At 66.1% G+C, this 22454-nt stretch carries 23 protein-coding genes and 2 pseudogenes; 16 read left to right on the forward strand and 9 right to left on the reverse strand.

The genetic code is table 11. The features are described 5' to 3' along the window. Positions 1-122: 122 nt before the first annotated feature. Positions 123-1070 (reverse strand): class I SAM-dependent methyltransferase, encoded by a 948-nt coding sequence (locus ACZY08_RS02095; protein ID WP_463744108.1) that lies wholly within the window; start codon positions 1068-1070, stop codon positions 123-125. Positions 1071-1110: 40 nt separating this feature from the next. Here ACZY08_RS02095 and ACZY08_RS02100 point away from each other — a divergent pair, with 40 nt between their 5' ends. Both ACZY08_RS02100 and ACZY08_RS02105 read left to right on the forward strand, forming a co-directional pair. Beyond that, on the forward strand, positions 1111-1368 hold the full coding sequence (locus tag ACZY08_RS02100) for an antitoxin (protein ID WP_463742960.1): 258 nt from the start codon (positions 1111-1113) through the stop codon (positions 1366-1368). Positions 1369-1374: 6 nt separating this feature from the next. Continuing rightward, positions 1375-1800, forward strand: coding sequence for a TA system VapC family ribonuclease toxin (locus tag ACZY08_RS02105; protein ID WP_463742961.1), 426 nt, complete (start codon positions 1375-1377; stop codon positions 1798-1800). Here the strand turns inward: ACZY08_RS02105 and ACZY08_RS02110 are convergent. Next, entirely contained in the window at positions 1797-2696 is a 900-nt protein-coding gene (locus ACZY08_RS02110) for an oxygenase MpaB family protein (RefSeq protein ID WP_463742962.1), read from the reverse strand. The genes ACZY08_RS02105 and ACZY08_RS02110 overlap by 4 nt on opposite strands. Before the next feature lie 77 nt (positions 2697-2773). On the opposite strand from ACZY08_RS02110, the gene ACZY08_RS02115 reads away from it, so the two are divergent. After that, the gene (locus ACZY08_RS02115) at positions 2774-3388 is read left to right on the forward strand and encodes a TetR/AcrR family transcriptional regulator (RefSeq protein ID WP_463742963.1); all 615 of its coding nucleotides are present in this window, start codon (positions 2774-2776) and stop codon (positions 3386-3388) included. 15 nt (positions 3389-3403) lie between these two features. Here ACZY08_RS02115 and ACZY08_RS02120 read toward each other — a convergent pair. Then, positions 3404-4798: pseudogene (locus ACZY08_RS02120) on the reverse strand (carboxylesterase/lipase family protein); the annotation flags it as partial. A gap of 2 nt (positions 4799-4800) precedes the next feature. Further along, the gene (locus tag ACZY08_RS02125) at positions 4801-5706 is read right to left on the reverse strand and encodes an MBL fold metallo-hydrolase (RefSeq protein ID WP_463742964.1); all 906 of its coding nucleotides are present in this window, start codon (positions 5704-5706) and stop codon (positions 4801-4803) included. A gap of 101 nt (positions 5707-5807) precedes the next feature. On the opposite strand from ACZY08_RS02125, the gene ACZY08_RS02130 reads away from it, so the two are divergent. Both ACZY08_RS02130 and ACZY08_RS02135 read left to right on the forward strand, forming a co-directional pair. Next, entirely contained in the window at positions 5808-6689 is an 882-nt protein-coding gene (locus ACZY08_RS02130) for a helix-turn-helix transcriptional regulator (RefSeq protein WP_463742965.1), read from the forward strand. A gap of 7 nt (positions 6690-6696) precedes the next feature. Next, on the forward strand, positions 6697-7533 hold the full coding sequence (locus ACZY08_RS02135; RefSeq protein ID WP_463742966.1) for an SAM-dependent methyltransferase: 837 nt from the start codon (positions 6697-6699) through the stop codon (positions 7531-7533). Between the two features lie 9 nt (positions 7534-7542). Here the strand turns inward: ACZY08_RS02135 and ACZY08_RS02140 are convergent, their stop codons facing one another. Then, positions 7543-8124, reverse strand: coding sequence for a VOC family protein (locus tag ACZY08_RS02140; protein WP_463742967.1), 582 nt, complete (start codon positions 8122-8124; stop codon positions 7543-7545). Between the two features lie 126 nt (positions 8125-8250). Between ACZY08_RS02140 and ACZY08_RS02145 the strand changes: the two genes are divergently transcribed. The 4 genes from ACZY08_RS02145 (at position 8251) to ACZY08_RS02160 (ending at position 13250) form a co-directional block, all read left to right on the forward strand. After that, positions 8251-8880 (forward strand): TetR/AcrR family transcriptional regulator, encoded by a 630-nt coding sequence (locus tag ACZY08_RS02145; protein WP_463742968.1) that lies wholly within the window; start codon positions 8251-8253, stop codon positions 8878-8880. Further along, entirely contained in the window at positions 8877-10004 is a 1128-nt protein-coding gene (locus ACZY08_RS02150) for an alpha/beta hydrolase family protein (protein ID WP_463742969.1), read from the forward strand. The genes ACZY08_RS02145 and ACZY08_RS02150 overlap by 4 nt, the downstream gene beginning before the upstream one ends. Then, positions 9980-10969, forward strand: coding sequence for a 2-hydroxyacid dehydrogenase (locus ACZY08_RS02155; protein WP_463742970.1), 990 nt, complete (start codon positions 9980-9982; stop codon positions 10967-10969). The genes ACZY08_RS02150 and ACZY08_RS02155 overlap by 25 nt, the downstream gene beginning before the upstream one ends. A gap of 85 nt (positions 10970-11054) precedes the next feature. Beyond that, positions 11055-13250, forward strand: a complete 2196-nt coding sequence (locus ACZY08_RS02160) for an acyl-CoA dehydrogenase (RefSeq protein WP_463742971.1) — start codon at positions 11055-11057, stop codon at positions 13248-13250. A gap of 12 nt (positions 13251-13262) precedes the next feature. Here the strand turns inward: ACZY08_RS02160 and ACZY08_RS02165 are convergent, their stop codons facing one another. Further along, entirely contained in the window at positions 13263-13976 is a 714-nt protein-coding gene (locus tag ACZY08_RS02165; protein WP_463742972.1) for a FadR/GntR family transcriptional regulator, read from the reverse strand. 228 nt (positions 13977-14204) lie between these two features. On the opposite strand from ACZY08_RS02165, the gene ACZY08_RS02170 reads away from it, so the two are divergent. The 7 genes and pseudogenes from ACZY08_RS02170 (at position 14205) to ACZY08_RS02200 (ending at position 19048) form a co-directional block, all read left to right on the forward strand. After that, the gene (locus ACZY08_RS02170) at positions 14205-15116 is read left to right on the forward strand and encodes an ABC transporter substrate-binding protein (protein WP_463742973.1); all 912 of its coding nucleotides are present in this window, start codon (positions 14205-14207) and stop codon (positions 15114-15116) included. A 56-nt stretch (positions 15117-15172) separates the two neighbouring features. Beyond that, positions 15173-15790, forward strand: a pseudogene (locus tag ACZY08_RS02175) (amino acid ABC transporter permease); the annotation flags it as partial. Positions 15791-15940: 150 nt separating this feature from the next. Then, a complete protein-coding gene (locus tag ACZY08_RS02180) occupies positions 15941-16705 on the forward strand; it encodes an amino acid ABC transporter ATP-binding protein (protein ID WP_463744109.1) in 765 nt (254 codons plus the stop codon). 61 nt (positions 16706-16766) lie between these two features. After that, on the forward strand, positions 16767-17201 hold the full coding sequence (locus tag ACZY08_RS02185) for a RidA family protein (RefSeq protein WP_463742974.1): 435 nt from the start codon (positions 16767-16769) through the stop codon (positions 17199-17201). Then, a complete protein-coding gene (locus ACZY08_RS02190) occupies positions 17201-18322 on the forward strand; it encodes an acetamidase/formamidase family protein (RefSeq protein WP_463742975.1) in 1122 nt (373 codons plus the stop codon). Before ACZY08_RS02185 ends, ACZY08_RS02190 begins: the two co-directional genes overlap by 1 nt. A 109-nt stretch (positions 18323-18431) precedes the next feature. Further along, positions 18432-18719, forward strand: coding sequence for a hypothetical protein (locus ACZY08_RS02195; RefSeq protein ID WP_463742976.1), 288 nt, complete (start codon positions 18432-18434; stop codon positions 18717-18719). A 17-nt stretch (positions 18720-18736) separates the two neighbouring features. Continuing rightward, positions 18737-19048, forward strand: a complete 312-nt coding sequence (locus ACZY08_RS02200) for a hypothetical protein (protein ID WP_463742977.1) — start codon at positions 18737-18739, stop codon at positions 19046-19048. Here ACZY08_RS02200 and ACZY08_RS02205 read toward each other — a convergent pair. Genes ACZY08_RS02205 through fadD2 form a run of 3 tightly spaced genes read right to left on the reverse strand, consistent with a single transcriptional unit; the run spans position 19037 to position 22443 of the window. Then, the gene (locus ACZY08_RS02205) at positions 19037-19903 is read right to left on the reverse strand and encodes an SDR family NAD(P)-dependent oxidoreductase (RefSeq protein WP_463742978.1); all 867 of its coding nucleotides are present in this window, start codon (positions 19901-19903) and stop codon (positions 19037-19039) included. The genes ACZY08_RS02200 and ACZY08_RS02205 overlap by 12 nt on opposite strands. A gap of 54 nt (positions 19904-19957) precedes the next feature. Further along, on the reverse strand, positions 19958-20740 hold the full coding sequence (locus ACZY08_RS02210) for an SDR family NAD(P)-dependent oxidoreductase (protein WP_463742979.1): 783 nt from the start codon (positions 20738-20740) through the stop codon (positions 19958-19960). 29 nt (positions 20741-20769) lie between these two features. Beyond that, the gene (gene fadD2 / locus ACZY08_RS02215; protein ID WP_463742980.1) at positions 20770-22443 is read right to left on the reverse strand and encodes a long-chain-fatty-acid--CoA ligase FadD2; all 1674 of its coding nucleotides are present in this window, start codon (positions 22441-22443) and stop codon (positions 20770-20772) included. Between the last annotated feature and the right edge of the window lie 11 nt (positions 22444-22454).

The following is a 22454-nucleotide window of genomic DNA, read 5'->3' on the forward strand; positions in this document are numbered from 1 at the left end:
CACGGGAGCGACTAAGCCCCCGAATCTCTCCCTTATGTATGGCTAAGCTAACTTTTGCTGAAGTTAGCATTGCATAACTTAACTGTCGAGAGGCACGTAGTCTGGCTAGCTCGTGAACTGCCTCACCTTTTGGTCGCAGCCACCAAGGTGATAGTTCCCGTCATCAGGCCTGCTTCTGATTCCGGACCGGGAACGGGCCGGCCCGCTCGGCGCAGAAGGTCGTGCAGCGGTGTCACAGCGGCTTCCCAGCCATGCGCGCCGAACCACTGCTCTGCGGGCGCGTGTTGCTGGTTGTAGACGAGAGTGAAGAACGCGTTCTCCTCACCGGATGACAGGGCTTCGGCGCGCTTGGCCTCGAACGCCTCGTCCGGCATCGGCATCGCTTCCTCGATACCGACGAAGCTGCCCGGCGCGGCGAGCGCATCAATGCCAGCAAACAACTGTTCCTGTGCTGTGGCGGGCAGATAGATCAACAGCCCCTCGGCAATCCAGGCCGACGGCCGCGACGGATCGAAGCCGCTCGCGCGCAGCGCCGCCGGCCAGTCCTCCCGGAGATCAATCGCCACCTCGCGCCGCTCGGCCGTCGGCGCCTCACCCAGCCGCTCGACAGTCTCGCGCTTGAACTCGAGCACCCGGGGCTGATCCAGCTCGTAGACCACGGTGCCGTCGAGCCATGGCAGGCGGTAGGCCCGCGAGTCCAGACCGGCCGCCAACAGCACAACCTGTGTGATCCCGGCGTCGATGGCCCGGAGGAAGTACTCGTCGAAGTACTTGGTCCGGGCGCCCTGGAAGTTGACGAAGCTCTCACCGAATTCGGTCTGCAGCGGATGCTCGGGGTCGGTGCCCTCGACCGCGGCCGTCCATTCGCCGCCGACCGCGCGACAGAACGCCTCGGCATACTGGTCGACGGCGAGCGGATCGGGCTTCCTGGCCTCCAATGCCCTTGAGGCAGCGACGAATAGCGCCGTCGAGCCTACGCTTGTGGTGATATCCCAGTTGTCATTGTCTGTTCGTCCGGTACTCACGCGCGCGACAATACGCCGGGAGCCTGGCACCCGTCCGCGCGTCATCATCGCTCGTTGATGCGTGTGATGCGCATAGGATGACATCATGCGCACCACCATCGCCATCGCGGACGAACTGCTGGCTGCTGCCAAGCATCGCGCTCGGCAACGGGGGCAGTCGCTGGGTTCACTCGTCGAAGACGCGCTGCGCCGTGAGCTGGCAGCCGAGCAGAGCTCGGCGCCTCGGCCCGCCATTCCGGTGTTCACCGGGGGCAACGGGCCGCGCCCCGGCGTTGATCTGCGGTCCAACCGGGAGTTGCACGCAACCCTCGACGACGGCGTCGAACTCAACGCGCTGCGGTAGGCACGCGTGCATCTACTCGACGTGAACGTCGTACTCGCAGTCCACCGCAGCGACCACCCCGATCACGAATCCGTCATCACCTGGTTCGATCGGATGCTCGACGCCGAGGAACCCTTCTCAGTCCCAGCAGTGGTGTGGGGCTCGTTTCTACGAATCGCTACCAATCGGCGAATCTTCGAGATCCCCACGCCCCGCAACGCAGCGTTCTCGTTCATCACGGCGGTGGAAGCCCAGCCCAATCACTTGAGAGTCGGGCCCGGAGCCCGCCATCTCACGCTGCTGCAGGACCTGTGCGATGAGGCCGATGCCGTAGGCGACCTGATACCGGACGCGGTTCTGGCGGCCATCGCTGCCGAACACCACTGCGACGTGGTCACGCTGGATCGGGACTTCGCCCGGTTCAACTCGGTGCCGCACATCCGGCCCCTCTAAACCAGCGGTCGACCGGTCCGAATCCGCCAGTCGAGGTCTTTGAGCAGCACGTTGAACGGGAACTGCCGCAGGACCGACGGCAGCAGGTCGTTGATCGTGCGCAGCACAGAGATCAGCCGGTCGAACCGCTTCTGGCTCTCGGTGTCCCACGGCAACCGCATCTCCTCCCGGAACCGCTGCGGCAGGAATCCCGTGGTGATCAGCAGGGCGACCGCATCGAGTCGGCTCTGCACGAAGCGGGGCAGTTTCGGATTCTTCGGCCGACCCGCGGCGATCGGATACAAGTAGCCCCGCACGGTGTCGTCGATGCGCAGCTGTTCCAGGGATTCCTCCCAATACCGGTCGAACGCGGCCCGGTCAGCCGGCCACATGTCCTCGGGCACCTGCAGAGTGGTGCCCATCGTGACGCTGTCGCGGTAGTGCCGGTCGGCGGTCTCGTCGTCCAACTCACCGATGAACATCCGGAACACGTCGACCCCGCCCTTGTAGAGGCAGGCCGCCACCCAGAGCTGAAGGTTCTTGTCGAACGCGTTGTACTTCACCGGGCTGTCCTCGGTGGAGTACACCTGCGCGTGCGCCTTGTTGACCGCCCGCCGGTAGGCCGCCTTCTGCGCGTCGCTGCCCCGGGTGGCCACGGCCAGGTAGGTGAAGGTGGTCCTGGCCCGCTTGACCGGGTGCAGGTCGGTGCGGCCGCTCTCGACGCGGCTCTCGACGACGCCGTAGCCGACGCCGGGGTTGGCCAGCTGCATGATCACGTTGGCGGGGCCCGCCAGCAGCGCCACACCCATCAGCCCGTCGTCGAAACCGGCGCCCCGCCGACGCTTGGGCACGGCCCCGGGACGCGCCGACTCGTTCATCGGCCGCTCGACGTGCGGGATCGGTTCGCGGACCGTCATGGCCACTCCTCCTGGAAACTGAGAACCTGTGTTTCCTGATACTGGCCTGCCAGACTGACAGGTGTCAAGATGTGTGGGTGAAGCAGGTCCGCCCGTACCGCGGCGTCGAAGCGGCCGACCGCCTGGCGCAGCGTCGCAGCCAGCTACTCGAGGCCGGGCTGGATCTGCTGGGCGCCGAGGACGCCGAGGTCACCGTGCGCGCGGTGTGTCGCACCGCGGGGCTGGCCGCACGGTATTTCTACGAGAGCTTCACCGACAAGAACGACTTCATCGCCGCGGTCTACGACTGGGTGATCGCCGATATCGCGACCTCGACGCAGGCCGCCGTCGCGGCTGTGCCGCTCGCCGACCAGACCACCGCCGGTATGACCAACATCGTGCATCTGATCGCCAAAGATCCGCGGATCGGCCGGCTGCTGTTCAGCGTCAAACTGTCCAACGACGTACTGGCGCGTAAGCGTGCCGAATCCACTGCACTCTTCGCCGCGCTGCTCGGTCAGCACGCCGGCGATGCGCTGCAGCTCCGCACGAACGACTACCTCAGAGCCACATCACATTTCGCCGTCGGCGGGGTAACCCAGACGATCAGCGCGTGGCTGTCCGGCGAGATCACCCACTCCCCCGACCAGCTCATCGACCAGTTGCGATCGATGCTCGACGCGCTGGCCGGTATGCAACAACCCGGGAGCTGACGTGCCGGGCCCGGCGAATCGGCGCGTCGCCGAAGGTTCCCAGCCAGGGTCCCCCGTGCTGCCGTAACCGACCCAGGCGGCGTGCATCTCGGCGGCCAAACCAGCCGGAGGTTCGTCGGGGCCGAGCAGGGCGCCGGGGCCACGCAACGACTCCAGTCCGATCCGGTCGAACACGAATGGCAGCTCCACCGCATGCGCTGCCCCCAACGCGCCATCCACCGCCTTTGACCGCCACGAGAATTCGTAACGGTGCGTCGCGGCGCCACCCTGCTCCGCGTGGGCTCGCGCCGTACCGTCACTGCCCGTCCGGAACAACGCGTCACCGAGCATTGCCGAACGCAGCTCACCCCACCCCGCGTGGGGGAAGCGCAAGCGATACCGCCGGACGAGCGCGGCCGGGTCGCTGCCCACCTGCGAGGCGAGCTGCTCGACGTCCGCACGGGTCGATGCGTCGAACTTGCCCTGCGGAACCAGATACAGGTTGCCCTCCTCGGTGTTGGTCCCGATCAACAGCCCCACGTCGGGATTGAGACGCAGCACCGGCTGTTCTTCCAGCACCAGGCTGAACGGGCTCAGACCCAGCAGCGGGTCGAAGTGCCCTCCGGTGCGCAGATCCAGACCGGCCAGCCTGGGGAGCACCTCGACGAACTGCTCGTCAGACACCCGGTCGAAACCGGCGACGGTGGGCTCGACACCCAGAGCCTCGGCCGCCGCCGCGGCGACCCGGGCGGCCTGGTCCGGGCTGAACGCACCGAATCCATTGCCGCTCTGCATGATTGCCCGACGGATCAACCGGTGCACGCCGGGTGTGGCCAGCACTCCCGCAGTGAGCGTCGCGCCGGCAGACTGGCCGAACAGGGTGACGTTGCCGGGATCTCCGCCGAAGGCCCTGATGTTGGCCTGCACCCAGTCCAGCGCGGCCAGCACGTCGAGCAGGCCACGGTTGGCGACCGCTCCGGGCAGGTCCAGGAATCCGGTGACCCCCAGTCGATAGGTCACCGTCACCAGCACGACGCCGTCGCGGGCGAAGGCGCCGCCGTCATAGAGCGGCGAGCGGGTGGAGCCGGCCACGAAGCCACCGCCGTGGACGAACACCATGACGGGACAATCCCGCGCGTCCGGCGGCGCCCACACATTGACGGTGAGGTAGTCGGGATCCCGCACCCAGCCGGGCCCGAAGAAGGGCGACATATCCAAGCGCCCGAAGCTGTTTCGAAGTGGCTGCGGCGCGGTCGGCCCGGGCCTCGTGGCATCGCGGACATCGCGCCACGACTCGTGCACCTCCGGGGCCGCGAAGCGACCGACGACGGCGGGTGGCGCGGCGTAGGGGATGCCGAGAAACGTTTGCGCTTCCGAGGTCTGGAACCCCCGCACGGCGCCGGCGGTCGTCTCGACGATCGGTCGAGCCATGCTCAGGCCCCTCTCACCCGGTCGAACGCTGCCCATTCCTTGATCGCGAACCGGTCGCCGTCCCGCATCACCTCGGCCGCGCCGTGGCCACCGAAGTGAGCCGGGATCACCAGTGTGTTGGTGTCGGCCGCCTCGCCCAGCACCCGCAGCCGGGTCTCCCGCGCCTGCCTCGGGTCCTCGCAGTAACAGCTGTTGGTGTCGGGTTCGGCGATCTGCAGCGCGGTGTGCATCATGTCGCCGACGAACACCGCGCGGTCACCGCCAGACTCCAGCCGGACCACCGCGGAGCCCGGCGTATGCCCGGGCGCCGGTTCGAGCGCGAGGTTTGAATCGATGCGAAAGCTGTTCTCCCACAATCGTGTTTTCCCCGATGCGTGTACGGGAGCAACGCTGTCGAGGAAGACGTTGTCCCGCCCTGAGACGGGCTCACCGCGGTTCGCCGGATTCCAGAAATCGAAGTCCGCGCGCGGCATCAGATAGGTGGCATTCGGGAACGTCGGGACCCAGTTGCCGTCCTCGAGGTACGTGTTCCAGCCGACGTGGTCGACGTGGAGGTGGGTGTTGATCACCACGTCGACGTCCTCGGGGGCGACGCCGGCCCTGGCCAGATTGCCGAGGAAATCGGTGTCGAGCTGATGCCACACCGGGGCATGGGGCCGCTCCTTGTGGTTGCCCACCCCGGTGTCGACCAGGATGGTCCGGCCCTCACTACGCAGCAACCAGGTCTGGATCGCCGAGATACATACATCGAGGTCGGCGTCGTAGAAGTCAGGTGCCAGCCAATCTTCGTTCCGCCGCCACGTCTCGGCAGGGCTCTCCGGGAAGAACTCCTGTGGCGACAGCCGCACCGAGCCGTAGTACTCCATGACCCGGGTCACCGTGACGTCGCCCAACACGATTTCGTTCATGTCTCCAGCCTGGCAACACAGCGACCGGCCAACCAGGCCCAACGGTGCCTACCCCTGACAGGGTCAGGCACGGCGCGTCGGACCGGAGGCATAGTGGGGTGGTGGCCACCGGACAACTCGGCGAATTCCTGCGGGCGCGGCGTGGGCGCCTGCATCCAGAGGACGTGGGGCTGTCCCGGTACGGCGAACGACGACGCGTGGCGGGCCTGCGGCGGGAAGAGGTCGCCCAGCTGGCCGGAGTCAGCGTTTCCTACTACACGCGGCTGGAACAGGGGCAGTCGGTGAATGCCTCGGAAGCGATCCTCGACGCGCTGGCGCGGGCCCTGCAATTGGACAGCCACGAGCATGCACACCTGCGGGAGTTGGCATCCCAGCGGACACAGCCGCCGCGCCGCCCTCCGGTTGAGCGCGTCAGCACGTTGACCCGTGAGCTGTTGCGCTCGATGGATCACCTGCCCGTACTGGTGATCGGCCGCCGCACCGATGTACTCGCCTGGAATGAGCTGGGCCATGCCCTGCTGGCCGGCCATCTGAATTTCACGTCGGTGGACAACCCCGCGAACCGGCCCAACCTGGCCCGCCTGCTGTTCCTCGATTCGCATACACGCGACCTGTATGGGGATTGGCACCGCAAGGCCCGGGCCGTGGTCGGCAGCCTCCGTCTGGCCGCCGGCCGGCATCCCGACGATGCGCTGCTGTCCGCCCTGATCGGCGAATTGTCGGTCAAGAACCAGGAATTCGTGACGCTGTGGGCCGATCACCGGGTGAAACCGTGCGAGGCCGACTCCTACGACCTGCGCCATCCGCTCGTCGGCCCGCTCACCGTCACCATGCAGAACCTCAACCTCGCGCGGGACGTCGAGCAATCACTGTGCGTGGTGACGACGGCGGAGGGCTCGGGTTCAGCGGACACGCTGCAACTCCTGGCGCAATCGACGCCGGGCAAAAATATCCGAGCCCCGAGCACGGCCGGGCGCGCATGATGGCGATATGACCAACTCTGGACAGACCTCAGGTCGGGCCGTAGCCGATACCGGAGTCCTGGTGGCGGCCATCCGCGCCGAGGAAACCCGCCGCCCCGACCGGCTTTTCGACGATCCGTTCGCTCAGAAACTCTCCGGTGAATCCGGCCGGCGGTTGCTCGCCGAGGCGGTCGCAGCCACCGGTGACAAGTCGATGGTGCAGATCGTGGTGCGCACCCGGTTCTGGGACGAGGCGCTGTCGACTGCCGTACCGCCGGTGAAACAGGTGGTGATCCTCGCCGCGGGACTCGATGCCCGGGCCTACCGGCTGCCCTGGCCCGACGACACCACGGTCTTCGAGCTCGACCAGCCTGCTGTGATCGCCGCCAAGGCGGATGTGCTGGCCGGCGACGAACCACGCTGCCGACGGGTTGCCATCGGCGTCGACCTCACGCAGGACTGGACCGATACCTTGCGGTCCAACGGTTTTGACCCGACGATACCGGCCGTGTGGTTGATCGAGGGACTGTTGCAGTACCTCGACGAGGACGCCGTCCACATGGTGTTCGAGCGGGTCGACGCATTGTCGGCGCCCGGTTCGGTGCTGCTCTACGACATCGTCGGCAAGACGCTGCTGGACAACGTGATGCTGGCGGCAGTCCGCGAACAGATGGAGCGCAGCGGCGCGCCGTGGCTGTTCGGCACCGACTCCCCCGAGCAACTGTGCGAACCGCTGGGCTGGTCGGCGGTGGTCACCGATGTGGCCGAGCCGGGCAACAAGTGGAACCGGTGGTTCGCGCCGGCGGTGCCGCTCGACGTTCCGGGCGTGCCGCGCGGCTACTTCGTCACCGCCACCAAGCGGTAACGGACCGGACTACCGACCGGCAGTCACCGGCGGACGTCGGTCGGCCGCCGTCTTGGGCGCCGTCTGTGCGTCGTTGTCGGTGAATTCCTTGGTCCAACACGCGAATTCCAGGGTGACCCCGTCCGGGTCGAGGAAGTAGAACGACCGGACGTAGACGCCTGGGTGCACTGTGGCCGAGGCCTGCATCGGGCTGTCGTCGTGGTTGAGCACCGGCCCGACGCGCACGCCCTTGGCCTTGAGCTTCTGCCGGTACTCATCGAACTTCTCGGCGGGCACATGCAGGGCGATGTGGTTCAGCGAACCGGTGGCGCTGACGAATTCGCCGATGCCGGGGATGGCGGCGGGCGCCGAGATGCCGGGCACCCCGTCGGGAGCGTCACGGAACCAGAAGAACGCGATGCAGTCCCCGTTACCCGCATCGAAGAAGAAGTGTTGCCCCATGTCGCCGGGCAGATCCAGCGATTTGATCAGCGGCATGCCGAGCACGTTGGTGTAGAAGTCGACCGTGCGCGCCATGTCCGCGCACACCAGTGCCACATGGTTGATTCCGCCGAACTCGAACTCCGAGTTGGGATTGCTGGGCTTGATCACGTCGATAAACCTCCCGGGGCGATTACACCAAGGACTGGCGCAGCTGCGAATCTGAATCTAACATCAGATTCAGATGTGATCAATGGCCGTTCAAGATTTCCCGGCCCGCCGGGAGTGAGGAAATCCGTGACCGTCAGCCCCCGTACCCCGCTGCCGACCGCCCGCGGCCGCCAAACCCAGGCGGCGATCGACAACGCAGCTCGCGCGGTGATCGCCCGCAAGGGCATCCTGGCCACGACGATCTCCGACATCGCCTCCGAAGCAGGCCGATCGGCCGCGTCGTTCTACAACTATTACGCCTCGAAAGAAGCCATGGTCCGCGAATGGGCCCTGCGCTTCCGCAACGAGGCCCGCGAACGCGCACTTCCGGCGACCGGACCCAACCTGACCAACCGGGAACGCTGCCGGCAGGCGGCCTCCGCACACTGGATGACCTACCGGCACCGCCTGGCGGAGATCATCAGCGTGTCCCAGATGGCCATGATCGACGACGACTTCGCCGAATACTGGGACGAGATCTGCCAGCTACCGATCGCCATGATCACCGAGATGATCAAACATGCTCAGCAGCAGGGATTCTGCCCCGACGACGACGCCCACCTCACCGCCGTCGCGTTGGTGTCGATGCTCAACCAGTTCTGCTACGTCCAACTGTCCGGCGGCCGCGACGCCGTCGCCGACGACGCCGCCTGCGTCACCACCCTTGCCAACGTGTTCTACCGGACCATCTACCACGAGGAGAGCCCGCGTTCATGAGTACAGCGTCACCGGAGGTGGTCCGCGAGTTCATCGGGCTGGAATCCCCCACGGCTCAGCGCGCCGGCGCGGGTGGATACCCGTGCCAGGGCCTCTACTACCGCGGCGCGGGACGCAAACCCACGGTCGCGGTGATCGCCACGCACTACCAGATCGACTTCTCCGAGCACTACATCGCCGACTACCTGGCCACCCGGGGTATCGGCTTCCTCGGCTGGAACACCCGTTTCCGCGGTTTCGAGAGCAGCTTCCTGCTCGACCATGCCTTGGTCGACATCGGCGTCGGAGTGCGCTGGTTGCGCGAGGTCCAGGGACTCGAAACCGTTGTGCTGCTCGGCAACTCCGGGGGCGGATCACTGATGGCGGCCTACCAGTCCCAAGCCGTCGAGCCGAACGTGCAGCCACTGGAAGGCATGCGGCCGGCGCCGGGGGCGACCGAACTGTTGCCCGCCGACGGGTACGTGGCGAGCGCGGCCCACCCGGGTCGGCCGGACGTGCTGACCGCCTGGATGGACGCCTCCGTCGTCGACGAGAACGACGCTGTTGCCGCCGACCCGGAACTGGACCTGTTCGACGAGCGCAACGCGGCACCTCTATCGGCCGAATTCGTGGCCCGGTACCGCGCGGCGCAGATCGCGCGCAACGAGAAGATCACCGACTGGGCCGAGAGCGAACTCAAAAGGGTTCAGGCGGCCGGATATTCGGATCGCCCGTTCACCGTCATGCGCACCTGGGCCGACCCGAGGATGGTCGACCCGACCGTCGAGCCGACCAACAGGCAGGCCAACCTCTGTTATGCCGGGGTACCGATCAAGGCCAACCGGTCGGCCCGGGGAATCGCCGCGGCCACCACCGTGCGGAACTGGATCGGGATGTGGAGCCTGCGCCACGCCCAGACCCGGGCCGAGCCGCACCTGGCCCGGATCACCTGCCCGGCACTGGTGATCAACGCCGGGCAGGACACCGGCGTGTACCCGTCCGACGCCCAACGCATCCACGACGCGCTGGCGAGCACGGACAAGGCGCAGTGCTCGATCGACACCGACCACTACTTCACCACTTCCGGCGCCCGCGACCAGCAGGCCGATACCATCGCCGAATGGATCGCGAAACGGTGGCGGTGAACCCCGGCCCGATCCGGGTCCTCGCCCACTTCACCCCGGGCGACAATGTGCTGGATTTTATTGCGCCCCATAAGGACTGGCTCGACGTAAGGTTCTGCGCCGAGGATGACGACGCTGCGTTCTACCGCGAGCTTCCCGACGCCGAGGTGCTCTGGCACGTGTTGCGGCCGGTCTCCGGTGACGATCTGCAGCGCGGCCTGCGGCTGCGGCTGGTGCACAAGATGGGCGCCGGGGTGAACACCATCGACGTCGACACCGCCAGTCAGCTGGGCATCCTGGTGGCCAACATGCCCGGCGCCAATGCCCCTTCGGTGGCCGAGGGCACCGTGCTGCTGATGCTGGCTGCGCTGCGCCGATTGCCCGAACTCGACCGCGCCACCCGGGACGGCAAAGGTTGGCCGTCGGATCACAGCCTGGGCGAGACCGTCCGCGACATCAGCGGGTGCACGGTGGGCCTGCTCGGCTACGGCAACGTCGCCAAGCGGGTCGAGAAAATCGTCGTCGCCATGGGCGCCGAGCCGTCACAGGTACTGCACACCAGCACCCGCGACACCGGTCATCCGCGGTGGCGCAGTCTGCCGGACCTGTTGGCCGCCAGCGATATCGTCTCGCTTCATCTCCCGCTGACCGATGCCACCCGGGGCCTGCTCGACCAGAAAGCCCTGTCATCGATGAAGCCCGGTGCGGTCGTCGTCAACACCGCGCGCGGACCGATCATCGACGAGCCGGCCATGGTGGAAGCGCTGCGGTCCGGGCAGCTGGCCGCGGCCGGGTTGGATGTGTTTGCCGAGGAGCCGGTACCGCCGGGCAACCCTCTGCTGGAACTACCCAATGTGGTGCTGACGCCGCACGTCACCTGGTACACGGCCGACACCATGCGGCGGTATCTGACCATGGCGGTGGACAACTGCCGGCGCATTCGCGATGGCGAACCGTTGGCCCACGTAGTTAACGGAGTGCGATAGGCCGCCGGAGTGGCGCGCGTCACGCCGGGGTACCCTCGGCCCAACCGACCGGTTAATAGGGATATGCCCCGGATGGAGGAACTGCATGCCCATCGCGATCACATCTGAGCACAGCGACCTGGCCGATTCGGTCCGATCCCTGGTGGCACGGGTGGCGCCCTCGGAGGTGCTGCACGAGGCACTCGAGACTCCGGTCCCGAACCCTCCGCCGTACTGGAAGGCCGCGGCCGAGCAGGGGCTGCAGGGTGTCCACCTTTCGGAATCCGTTGGCGGGCAAGGCTTCGGCATCCTGGAGCTGGCCGTGACGCTGGCCGAGTTCGGCTACGGCGCGGTCCCCGGGCCCTTCGTCCCGTCGGCGATCGCCGGCGCACTGATCTCGGCCGCCAACCCCGAGGCCGAGATCCTCGGGGGCCTGGCCTCGGGCGAGACCATTGCCGCATACGCCATCGACTCCGGCCTGACCGCGACCCGCCACGGTGACGGACTGGTCATCCGCGGTGAGGCTCGAGCGGTGCCCGCGGCGGCGCAGGCATCGATCCTGGTGCTCCCGGTCGCGATCGAGTCCGGTGTCCAATGGGTGGTGCTGGACGCCGCCCAGCTCGAGATCGAGCCGGTGCGCAGCGTCGATCCATTGCGCCCGCTGGCCCATGTGCGGGCCAACGCGGTCGAGGTCGAAGCCGACCGGGTGCTGGCCGACCTGAGCCGCGCCCACGCCAGGGCACTGATCACCACACTGCTCTCGGCCGAGGCGATCGGTGTCGCGCGCTGGGCCACCGACACGGCCACCGCGTACGCGAAGATCCGCGAACAGTTCGGCAGGCCGATCGGCCAGTTCCAGGCGATCAAGCACAAGTGCGCCGGGATGATCGCTGACACCGAGCGGGCTACCGCCGCAGTCTGGGACGCCGCCCGGGCGTTGGACGACGCCCAGGAAGACCCCTCGGCGACAACCCATTTCGAGTTCGCTGCGGCTGTGGCCGCCACGCTGGCACCTGCTGCCGCGCAACACACCGCCCAGGACTGCATCCAGGTGCACGGCGGTATCGGATTCACCTGGGAACACGACACCAACGTGTACTACCGTCGCGCGCTCGTCCTGGCGGCCTGCTTCGGCCGGGCCTCGGACTACCCGCAGCTGGTGGTCGATACCGCGACCGCGACCGGCATGCGGCCGGTCGACATCGACCTCGACCCCGACACCGAGAAACTGCGCGACGAGATCCGCGCGGAAGTTGCTGGATTGAAAGCGATTCCGAGCGGCGCCGAACGCAACACCGCGATCGCCGAGGGCGGCTGGGTACAGCCCCACCTGCCCAAGCCGTGGGGCCGCGCGTCCGAGCCGATCGAGCAGATCATCATCGCCCAGGAATTCGGCAGCGGCCGCGTGCGGCGCCCGCAGATGGGCATCGCCTCCTGGATCATCCCGTCCATCGTGGCGTTCGGCACCGATGAGCAGCAGCAGCGGTTCCTGCCACCGACGTTCCGCGGCGAGATGATCTGGTGCCAGCTGTTTTCCGAGCCAGGTGCGGGTTCGGACCTGGCCAGCCTGACCACCAAGGCCACCAAGGTCGACGGTGGTTGGCGGATCACCGGGCAGAAGATCTGGACGACGGGCGCTCAGTACTCGGCGTGGGGCGCGCTCTTGGCGCGCACCGACTCCAGCGCGCCAAAGCACCAGGGCATCACGTACTTCCTGCTGGACATGAAGGCTCCGGGCGTCGAGGTGAAGCCGCTGCGCGAGCTGACCGGCAACGCGATGTTCAACACCGTGTTCATCGACGACGTGTTCGTGCCCGACGACATGGTGCTCGGCGAGGTCAACCGCGGCTGGGAAGTCAGCCGCAACACCCTGACCAACGAGCGGGTGTCGATCGGCAGCAGCGAGCCGCCGTTTTTGGCCAACCTCGAGCAGTTCGTGGCGTTCCTGGGTGCGGGCCAATTCGACCAGATCGACCAGAATCGTGCGGGCCAACTGATCGCGGAGGGGCACGCGGCCAGGGTGCTCAACCTACGTTCCACCCTGCTGACGCTGGCCGGCGGCGATGCCATGCCCGCCGCCGCGATCTCCAAACTGCTGTCGATGAAGACCGGCCAGGGCTACGCGGAGTTCGCAGTGGCCTCCTTCGGCACCGATGGCGCCGTCGCCGACCCCGAGCAGGAATTCGGCCGCTGGGCCGAGTATCTGCTGGCCAGCCGCGCCACCACGATCTACGGCGGTACCACCGAGGTCCAGCTCAACATCATCGCCGAACGCCTGCTGGGCCTGCCGCGCGATCCGTAGGCCCGAGGCGGCTCATGAGCGCGTTGCTTTGGCGACGAGTTCGCGTACGTCGCGCAGGTGGTCTTCCATGGCCCGACGCGCGGCGAGACGGTCGTGAGTCCGAACCGCATCGAAGATCTCCTGGTGACCACGTACCGACGCGCAGCGCCCGTGCCTCGTGGAATGCGAGTGCTTACGCACCTCACCGGTCCACTCGCTGGCCAAGGTCTGCAGTGCGGTCAGAAGTGGGTTCTGCGCGGCCTGCGCGAGCAACAGGTGAAACTCGACGTCGAGGCGAAGTGACTCAGCCTGCAGAAGGTTCTCGTGTGACTTGTCGAGTACGTCGCGAAGCTGCAGCAGGTTCGCCGACGTAGCCCGGTGTGCCGCGAGTTCTGCGATCGAGGGCTCGATGACAGAACGCAATTCGGCGGCATGCTCTTGCTCTGTGCCGCCGCCGGCTATCGCCAGTAGCTCGTCGACGCTCGCCGTCGGCGCCAACACGATGGTTCCGCGGCCCCGGACGCGCGAGACGAGACGCTTCGATTCGAGTTCGTGCATCGCCTCGCGAAGCGAGGACCGCGATACTGACATCGCCGCCGCGAGCTCACGTTCCGACGGGAGTCGCGTCCCGTGTGAGATCTCGCCGGTCGCGATGAGACGCTCGAAATGTGCTGCCAGCGCGACCGATACACTTTGCGGCCGCTGGATCAACGGCGGGATCGCCCCGCCTGCAGGTGCGTTCAACACGGTTTCTGCCTCCCTGTTCAGATCCCAACATAGGTCCGATGGTCGGGCCAAGCAGTCCAAAAAACGACGCTGGCCGTTTCCGTCGAGATAACTCTTTGTTACTCGTGTTACGAGACGCGTTCCCGGCGTGCTGCTCCTTTGGCGGCCACCTAATTTCAATGCCAGTTGGCCGGACCATCCGGCCATGACCGCCCCGCTCCCCTTCCGCGTCAGTGAATAGGACCTGCCATGAATCGCTCGCGTTGCACTGCACTTCTCGCCGTGGCCGTCGGTGTCGCACTCGCCGGTTGTTCCTCCTCGACCGAGGCGGCCACCACCGAAAAATCCAGTGAATACAGCGATCTGGCATCATCCGCGGCATGCACTGACCTGCGGGCCAAGAATCCGGATCTCAACGGCAAGACCCTCACCAATGCGATCAACCCCTACACGCCCGGGTATGAGACGGTGAATCCGGAAAACCCCAGCGAATACCACGGTTTCGATATCGACCTCGGGAATGCGCTCGGCGCCTGCCTGGGCTTCGACAACGACTACATCCCCGTCGGGTTCTCCGAACTCATCCCGACGGTCGCCAGTGGCCAGGCCGACTGGATCCTCTCCAACCTCTACGCGACGAAGGAGCGCGCTGCCGGCGGAGTCGACTTCATCAGCTACTCAAAGGTATTCGACGGCATACTGGTGGCCAAGGGCAACCCGAAGAAGATCACCGGGATCGACACCTCGCTGTGCGGTCTCACAGTCGGGCTCAACAAGGGATACGTCGAAGTGCCGCTCGTCGAGGCAATCGGACCCGACTGCGCGGCAGCCGGCCTCAAGGAGCCGGCCGTCAGCCTGTTCGACTCGAGCGCCGACTGCACGCAAGCGGTCCTCGCCGGCCGCGCCGACGCGTACATGAACGACGTCAACACGGTCAACGGATTCGTTGCGGCCCATCCGGACAAGCTCGACTCCGCCGAGACCGTCATGCTCGACTACACGATCGGTATCGGGGTGCCACAGGGCAAGCACGAGTTCCGCGATGCCATCCAGGCCGCCCTCACCGAAGTGCAGTCGAGCGGGCTGCAGGACAAGCTGGCCGCCAAATGGAAGCTGACGGAGAACGCGGTCGCCGAACCGACGATCCTCAGCGTCGGTTGATATCGCCACTCAACATCACAGCGACCCAACGCAAATGACAGAAGTGAGGTGAGCTCATGGACCAATTCCTGCACTACCTGACGCTGCCCTGGCTGCTCGACGGCATGTTGTTCACCCTCCAACTCACGCTGTACGGCTTTGGCGGCGGTATCGTGCTCGGCGCTCTCCTTGCCGCACTGCAACTTACAAGGTCTCGCGCGCTCACCGCGATCGGCCGTACCTACGTCGTCATCTATCGTGGCACGCCGCTGATCCTGCAGTTGGTGTTCGTCTTCACCGCGCTACCCCACATCGGAATCACCCTGCCGCCCTTGGTCGCCGGCTCGGTCGCCCTCGCGATGAACGAAGCGGTCTTCATCTCCGAGATCCTGCGCTCGGGAATCAAGGGTGTCGACCCGGGACAGTCACTCGCCGGTCGAGCTCTCGGCCTCGAACCCCGCAAGCTCATGCGGCGCGTGATCGCCCCTCAGGCATTCCGATCGATGATCCCCGCCCTGGGCAACGAGTTCATCTCCACCATGAAGAACAGTGCGCTGGCGTCGGTTATCGCTGTGCCCGAGCTCACCCTTCGCACCCAACAACTCGCCTCGGCCACCTTCGACTACTTCTCGATCTACTTCGCGACGGCCGTCATGTACCTCACGCTCACCGCCGTCCTCAGCGTCGTCCAGCTGATTCTCGAGGACACACTCAACCTCGACCGCGATCACAAGTCCCTGCTGTCACGGCTGGGGTTCCGGCGAAGGACGAGCACACCGACTCCGCCGACGAAGCCCGCGGTCGCGCCCTCGGCCGCTGCCAAGCGTCAGGACATCGGGGAGACCATTCTCGAAGTCCGCGACCTGCACAAGGCGTATGGCGAAAACCGCGTGCTCAACGGCATCAGCATGTCGGTGCGCCAGGGCGAAGTCATTGCGCTGCTGGGGCCGAGCGGATCCGGGAAGAGCACCCTGCTGCGCACGATCAACCACCTCGAGTCGGTCGACACCGGAACTGTTCGCGTCGCCGGGCAGGCCCTCGGCTACAGCGAGTCCGGTACCCCGCTTCCCGAAAGACAGATCGCGCGCGCCCGGATCGCCGCCGGAATCGGCATGGTCTTCCAGCACTTCAATCTGTTCAAACACATGACGGTGAAGGAGAACATCGCGGCGCCGCTGCGCTGGATCCAGCGCCTGCCTCCAGAGGAAGCTGCCGAGCGTGCTGACCTGCTGCTGTCGCAGGTAGGGCTGGCGGACAAAGCCGATGTTCTCCCGCACCGGCTGTCCGGCGGGCAGCAACAGCGGGTCGGGATCGCGCGCGCCCTCGCCGCCCGTCCCAGGGTCCTGCTGCTCGATGAACCGACAAGCGCGCTCGATCCCGAACTTGTCGCGGAGGTCCTCAGCGTCATCCGCGGGCTGGCCCACCACCACGGCCTCACGATGATCATCGCGACGCACCAGTTGCGGTTCGCTCTTGAGGTCGCCGACCGGGTCGTCTTCATGGCGGGCGGAGTAGTCGTAGAAGAGGGCACCGCCGAGCAGGTGATCACCCGGCCGCAGAACCCGGTCACCGCCCGATTCGTCAACGCGATGCAGCTGGCGGACGCATGAGCCACGCTTGCGGAGCGAATCAGCAACCGATATGTGAGACCCGAGCCTGCGAGGGAATCGCATGATCGCCAAACAGACCTTCAGTTTCACTGCCGTCGAAGGCATTCCGCCGCAGGTCGGTCCGTTCGCCCACGCAACACGGTGGGGAGACACCCTGTACGTGACCGGCCAGATGCCCACCGATCCCGGGACCGGCAGACTCATCGCCGGCGACGTGGCCGAGCAGGCGAATCAAGTCATGGCCAATCTTTCGGCAGTACTCGCCCAGTTCGACGCCACGCTCGACGACGCCCTGATGGTGCGCGTCTATCTCACCGACTTCGACGACTTCGACGTGTTCAACGTCGAATACGTCAAGTGGTTCGCCGGCCCGCTGCCCAGCCGTACCTGTGTCGGGGTCACCGGTCTTGCGGTGGGAGCGGCCGTCGAGATCGATCTCATCGTCGGACTTTCCCGGCCCCAGTCCAACCCCATCCCCGCACCCATGGAGGCATGATGATCTTCCCGACTCTTCATCCAGGCGAAGGCCACATCGGTGGCGAGCACTACCTGCAATCACACCCCGACGACGTGCTGTGGGGATGGCTTCCCAACGCGAGGACAAAGCCCGTGCTCTCGGTGGCTTCTGGCGAGACGGTGACGATCGACACCGTGAGCCATGAGGGGATCCTCGAAGACCAAGGGCGAGACCCTGTTTCGTACTTCGCGCAGTTCGGCATCCATAACGTCCTCAAGGACGTCATCGACATCGCGGCGAGTCCCCTCGCCCATGACGACACCTGTGGGCCGCACATCGTCACGGGGCCGATCCATGTCGGCGAGGCGCGCCCCGGCGACGTACTCAAGGTCGAGATTCTCGACCTCGCGATGCGTGTTCCCTACGGCTTCATCAGCAGCAGGCACGGTTACGGCGCACTCGCCGGCGAGTTCCCCGAGTTTCCCGACTCCGAGCCGGTGCGTGCGGTCGACCAGATCGTCTCGATGGGCACGATCAGTCATTTCAGCTGGGTCGAGAAGCATCAAGGGATGCCCTACGGCATGCTGTCGGCGGGCAGCTGCACCGGCCGCACCGTGCGATTCCCGATCGACCCGTTCCTCGGCATCATGGGCGTCGCCCGGGCAACCGAGGAACCGGTGCCATCGGTACCTCCCGGGGACCACGGCGGCAACATCGACATCAAACATGTTGTGGCGGGTTCGACCCTGTATCTGCCTGTGCAGGTCGACGGAGCCGGCTTTTTCACGGGCGACCCGCATTTCGCACAAGGAAACGGCGAAGTCGCGCTGACGGCGCTCGAAGCACCGCTGCGGGCCACCATGCGACTGTCCGTTCTGAAGTCCGACGACGCGCGGGCAGCGGTAGGCGCAATCGCAAATCCGGTGGTGGAAACCGCGACGCACTGGATCCCGACCGGCATGGACGCCGACCTCAACGAGGCCATGCGCATTGCGGTCCGAAATGCCGTCACGTTTCTCAACACTCGGCTGAACGTGCCGCGCGATGTCGCCTTCGCGTACCTCTCGGCGGCCGGCGATTTCGAGGTGAGCCAAGTGGTGGACGCGGTCAAGGGAGTGCACTGCATGATCCGGAAGGCCGACTGGGCCGCTTGGTCCTAGGCAGTTCCGCCGGCCGGCCCCGGAAACCGGCGACAAAGCGACCTGCCCGTTCGCCACCGCAGGCGTACCGTCGAAATAGGCGACCACCAGAAACGGTTGAAATTCGACGATGAGCACGTCACGACTTCGCATTCTGCGCCCAGTGCTGTTGGGTGCAGCGGCGCTGTCTGTCGTCCTCGCGCCGACCGCCGTGTCGTGGCAGATGTCCCCGGGGCCCGCCGAGATCCAGGCGGAACCATGTGTGAACGGCGTCATTCCGTGGAACCCGTATGTGGTGAACTGCAACCTGCAGCCAAGACCGCCGCGAGTCCGCGGGTCCGCTCCCGATGCCGGCGCCATCATCGCGTGCCGCGGCAGGCCGGGCTGTCTGGGCTGGTACGTCAACGGTCCGCCGTGACGATCTGAGCGCGCACCATGGGCAGCGACGAGGACGACGTAGAAAAGCGTTGGCACGATCCGGAGATGTTCCGATCGGCCGTGGGTTACGTGCTGGCCGTGGTCGCTGTCGCCGCAGTCGCCATGATCTTCTACGCCTTTGACCATTCCGTGCTCTCGGCAACGCTGGTTCCGACGATCATGTTCGTCGGAGGGGTCGGGGCATTCATCCGGACCTACCAGGTGTGGCGAGCCGAGGGCACCTGGCCCATCTGGCAGGGCGCAGGCTGGTTCCTGCTGGCATTGTCGTTGATGTGCCTGGCGGTGCCGGGCTCGGCACTACTCTCCTGACGCACCCTCGCTGAGTGCGGCTTCCACAACGCGACTCCGGTCGAGCGCCGTTTTCGCCAGGCGTAAGGACAACCGTGGCGACAGCCGCTCCAGGTACCAGAACGCCTTCCACCACGCAGGCACGATGATGATCGCGTCATTGCGCAACACGGCCCGCACCACCCGTTCGGCGAACACGTGAGGATCCATGGGCCGCAACGGTTCCCATACCTTCTTGATGAACTCTTCATCTCTGACGCCAGGGGCCTTGAGCCGCCCGAACTTGCCGCCGGTGAGGATCGGCGTGCGGATCACACCCGGGCAGAGCGCCGAAACCCGCACGTTGTGGCGGTCGGCTTCGACTCGCAGGGTCCGCGAGATGGCAACGACTGCATGTTTGGTGGCGGAGTAGCTCGCCTGCCCAGCGCCGGTCATCAGGCCTGCCATCGACGCCGTGTTCACGATATGCCCGCTGTGCTGCCTGATCATGATCGGATAGACCGCCTGGATGCCGTGCACCACACCGCGCAGGTTCACATCGAAGACGTCGTTCCAGTCATCGAGCGTGTACGAGTCGACTTCGCCCCCGACCCCGATGCCCGCATTGTTGAACAGATAGTCGATGCGGCCCGACTGCTCGACAATCCTGGCGGCCGCGCGTTCGAACGACGTGTAGTCGCGCACGTCGAGCTCGATCGCGTGTGCTGTTCCACCCCCCGCATTGAGGCGGCCGGCGAGCTCCTGCGCAGCGTCGGTCTGCCGGTCGGCGATCCAGACCTCAGCGCCTTCGCCGGCCAGCCTGGCCGCCAGCGCCGCACCGATACCTGACGCACCACCGGTGATGACAGCGATCTTTCCCGACGCACTCCGCCCCATGACCGCAGAATACGTTCGATCTCGGGGCCCCGCCGGTGGTTGCCCGACTGGGGATTACGGCAAAATCGAGTCGACGTAACCGCCGTCGACCCGCAACGCCCCGCCGGTGGTGGCCGAGGCGAGCGGAGAGGCCAAGTAAGCCACCATGTTTGCGATCTCTTCGGGCTCGATCAGGCGCTGGATCAATGACTGCGGCCGGTGCTTGATCATGAATTCGCGCTGCGCCTCGTCCCACGGCAAGGACTTGTCGACGAGTTGGTAGACGAAGTCCTCCACGCCGGCCGTGTGCGTCGGCCCGGCGATCACCGAGTTCACGGTCACGCCGGTACCCGCGGCTTCCTTGGCGAAACCGCGCGATACCGCGAGCAGTGCCGTCTTCGAGACGCCGTAGTGGATCATCTCCGCCGGCGTGACAATGGCGGAGTCACTGGCGATCTGGATCGCCCGGCCCCAGCCTCGCTCGGTCATCCCGGGCAGGTAGCTGCGGATAAGCCGCACCGAGGCAAGGACATTCACGTCGAAGTAGGTGCGCCACTGCGCGTCGGTGATCTCCAACGGCGGCACCGCCCCGAAGATACCCAGGTTGTTCACCAGGATGTCGACCTCGGGCAGCTGACGCAGCAGGTCGGCTGTTCCCTCCTCGGTGGAGACGTCGGCGGCAACACCTATTACGTCGAACTCGCCCAACTTCGAGACAGCTTCATCGACGCGGGCCGACGTGCGGCCGTTGACGGCGACCCGGGCACCGCTGCGGGCCAGTTGATCGGCGATGGCCAGCCCGATGCCTTGTGTCGAGCCCGTGACGAGCGCGGTCTTTCCGCTGAGGTCGATGTTCACAAGGTTGTACTACCACCGTTCGGAGCGAACTATTCCAGGTTGCGGAGCTCGCGCTTGAGAATCTTGCCGGTTGGGTTGCGCGGCAACTCGTCGAGGAACACCACCTCACGCGGCACCTTGTACCGCGCCAGATGCTCCTTGACGTAGGTCTTGATCGTGTCCTCGTCGATGCTGGCGCCCTCGGCCTTCACCACGTAGGCCTTGAGCCGGGCACCCCACTCCTTGTCCTCTACACCGAGCGCGGTGGCCTCGATGACGTCGGGGTGCCCGCTGATCAGATCCTCGACCTCGGCCGGGAAGACGTTCTCCCCGCCGGAGACGATCATCTCGTCGTCTCGCCCGCTGACGTAGAGCAGGCCGTGCTCGTCGAAATATCCGACATCGCCCGACGACAGCATGCCGTCGATGATCTCCTTACCCCCACCGCCGGTATATCCCTTGAACGGGAAGGTGTTTCGCACGAAGATGCGGCCCACCTGGCCGGCCGGGAGCTCCTTGCCATTGTCGTCGATGATCTTGACGGTGATGCCCTTGACCACCGGCCCGACCGTCGACGGATTGATCGACAGATCCTTGGGACGCGCGATGCTCGCGAAGGCGATCTCGGTCGATCCGTAGAGGTTGTAGATGACCGGCCCGAGTTCTTTGAGTGCGCGGGACGCCAGTTCAGCGCCAAGCTGGGATCCGGAGACGAACACGATCCGCAACGACGACAGATTGGGTTTGGGCTTCATCTGCTCGAGATGGTCGAGCATCCGCGACAGCATCACCGGCACCACCACCATCCCGGTGACCCCGTGTTTCTCGACGTCTTCGAACACGGTGGCCGGCTTGAACCGGCGACGGAGCACCAGGGTCGAGCCCAGCATCATCGCGACGGTGGCGTGCAGAAACCCGAGCGCGTGGAACATGGGCGCGGGCAGTGCGGTCACCTCACCGCCTTTGAACGGGACGTGCGACAGCACTCCCCCGATCGGCGCGAGCGACGGTGGGGCGGCACGGTTGGCACCCTTGGGAGTTCCGGTGGTGCCGCTGGTCAGGATGATGATCGCGGGATGTTTGGTGGCCTTGGGTGCGGGCTTGCCATTGCTGCGCGCGATGACGTCGGCCAGGGTCTCGTCGGTGCTGCCCGACAATCCAGTACTGTCCGGGTTGACCCCCAGGGCCCGGAGCTTGCCCAGTTCGGGTTCGGCGTGGGCGACCGCGGCGGTGTACTCGTCGTCGTAGATGATCACTTTCGCGCCTTCGCGCTCGGAAACCTCCTTGATCTGCGGTCCCGAGAACTCGGAGTTGAGCATGATGATCCGGGCTCCGACGCGCGCCGCACCGTATTGGGAGATCAGGAACCACCGGTGGTTGCGGGCCAGGATGGCCACTCCATCGCCGCCCCGCACGCCCATCGTGAGCAATTCGTTGGCCACTGCGTGCGCCGCAGCGTCGAGCTCACCGAACGTCAACTCACCTTCGTCGTCGATGACGGCGACACGGTTGGGATGCCGGCGCGCGTTGAGTGCCGGGATCATCCCGATCTCACCCCAGGTCCGGATGTCGTTCAGCATGGCCGCGATATGTTGTGGTGACTCCAGCCGCAGCGCGCCCGCCTCGAACATCTTGCGCGCGTAGTGCAATTCGGCCGCGCCTCGCTCCGCGTACTGCTTGGCCTTCGCGGTCAGGTTCGCCGGCAGATCAGACAGACTTGGCATGTCGCAACAAT

This window comes from Mycobacterium sp. IDUB_9 (genome assembly GCF_055419505.1).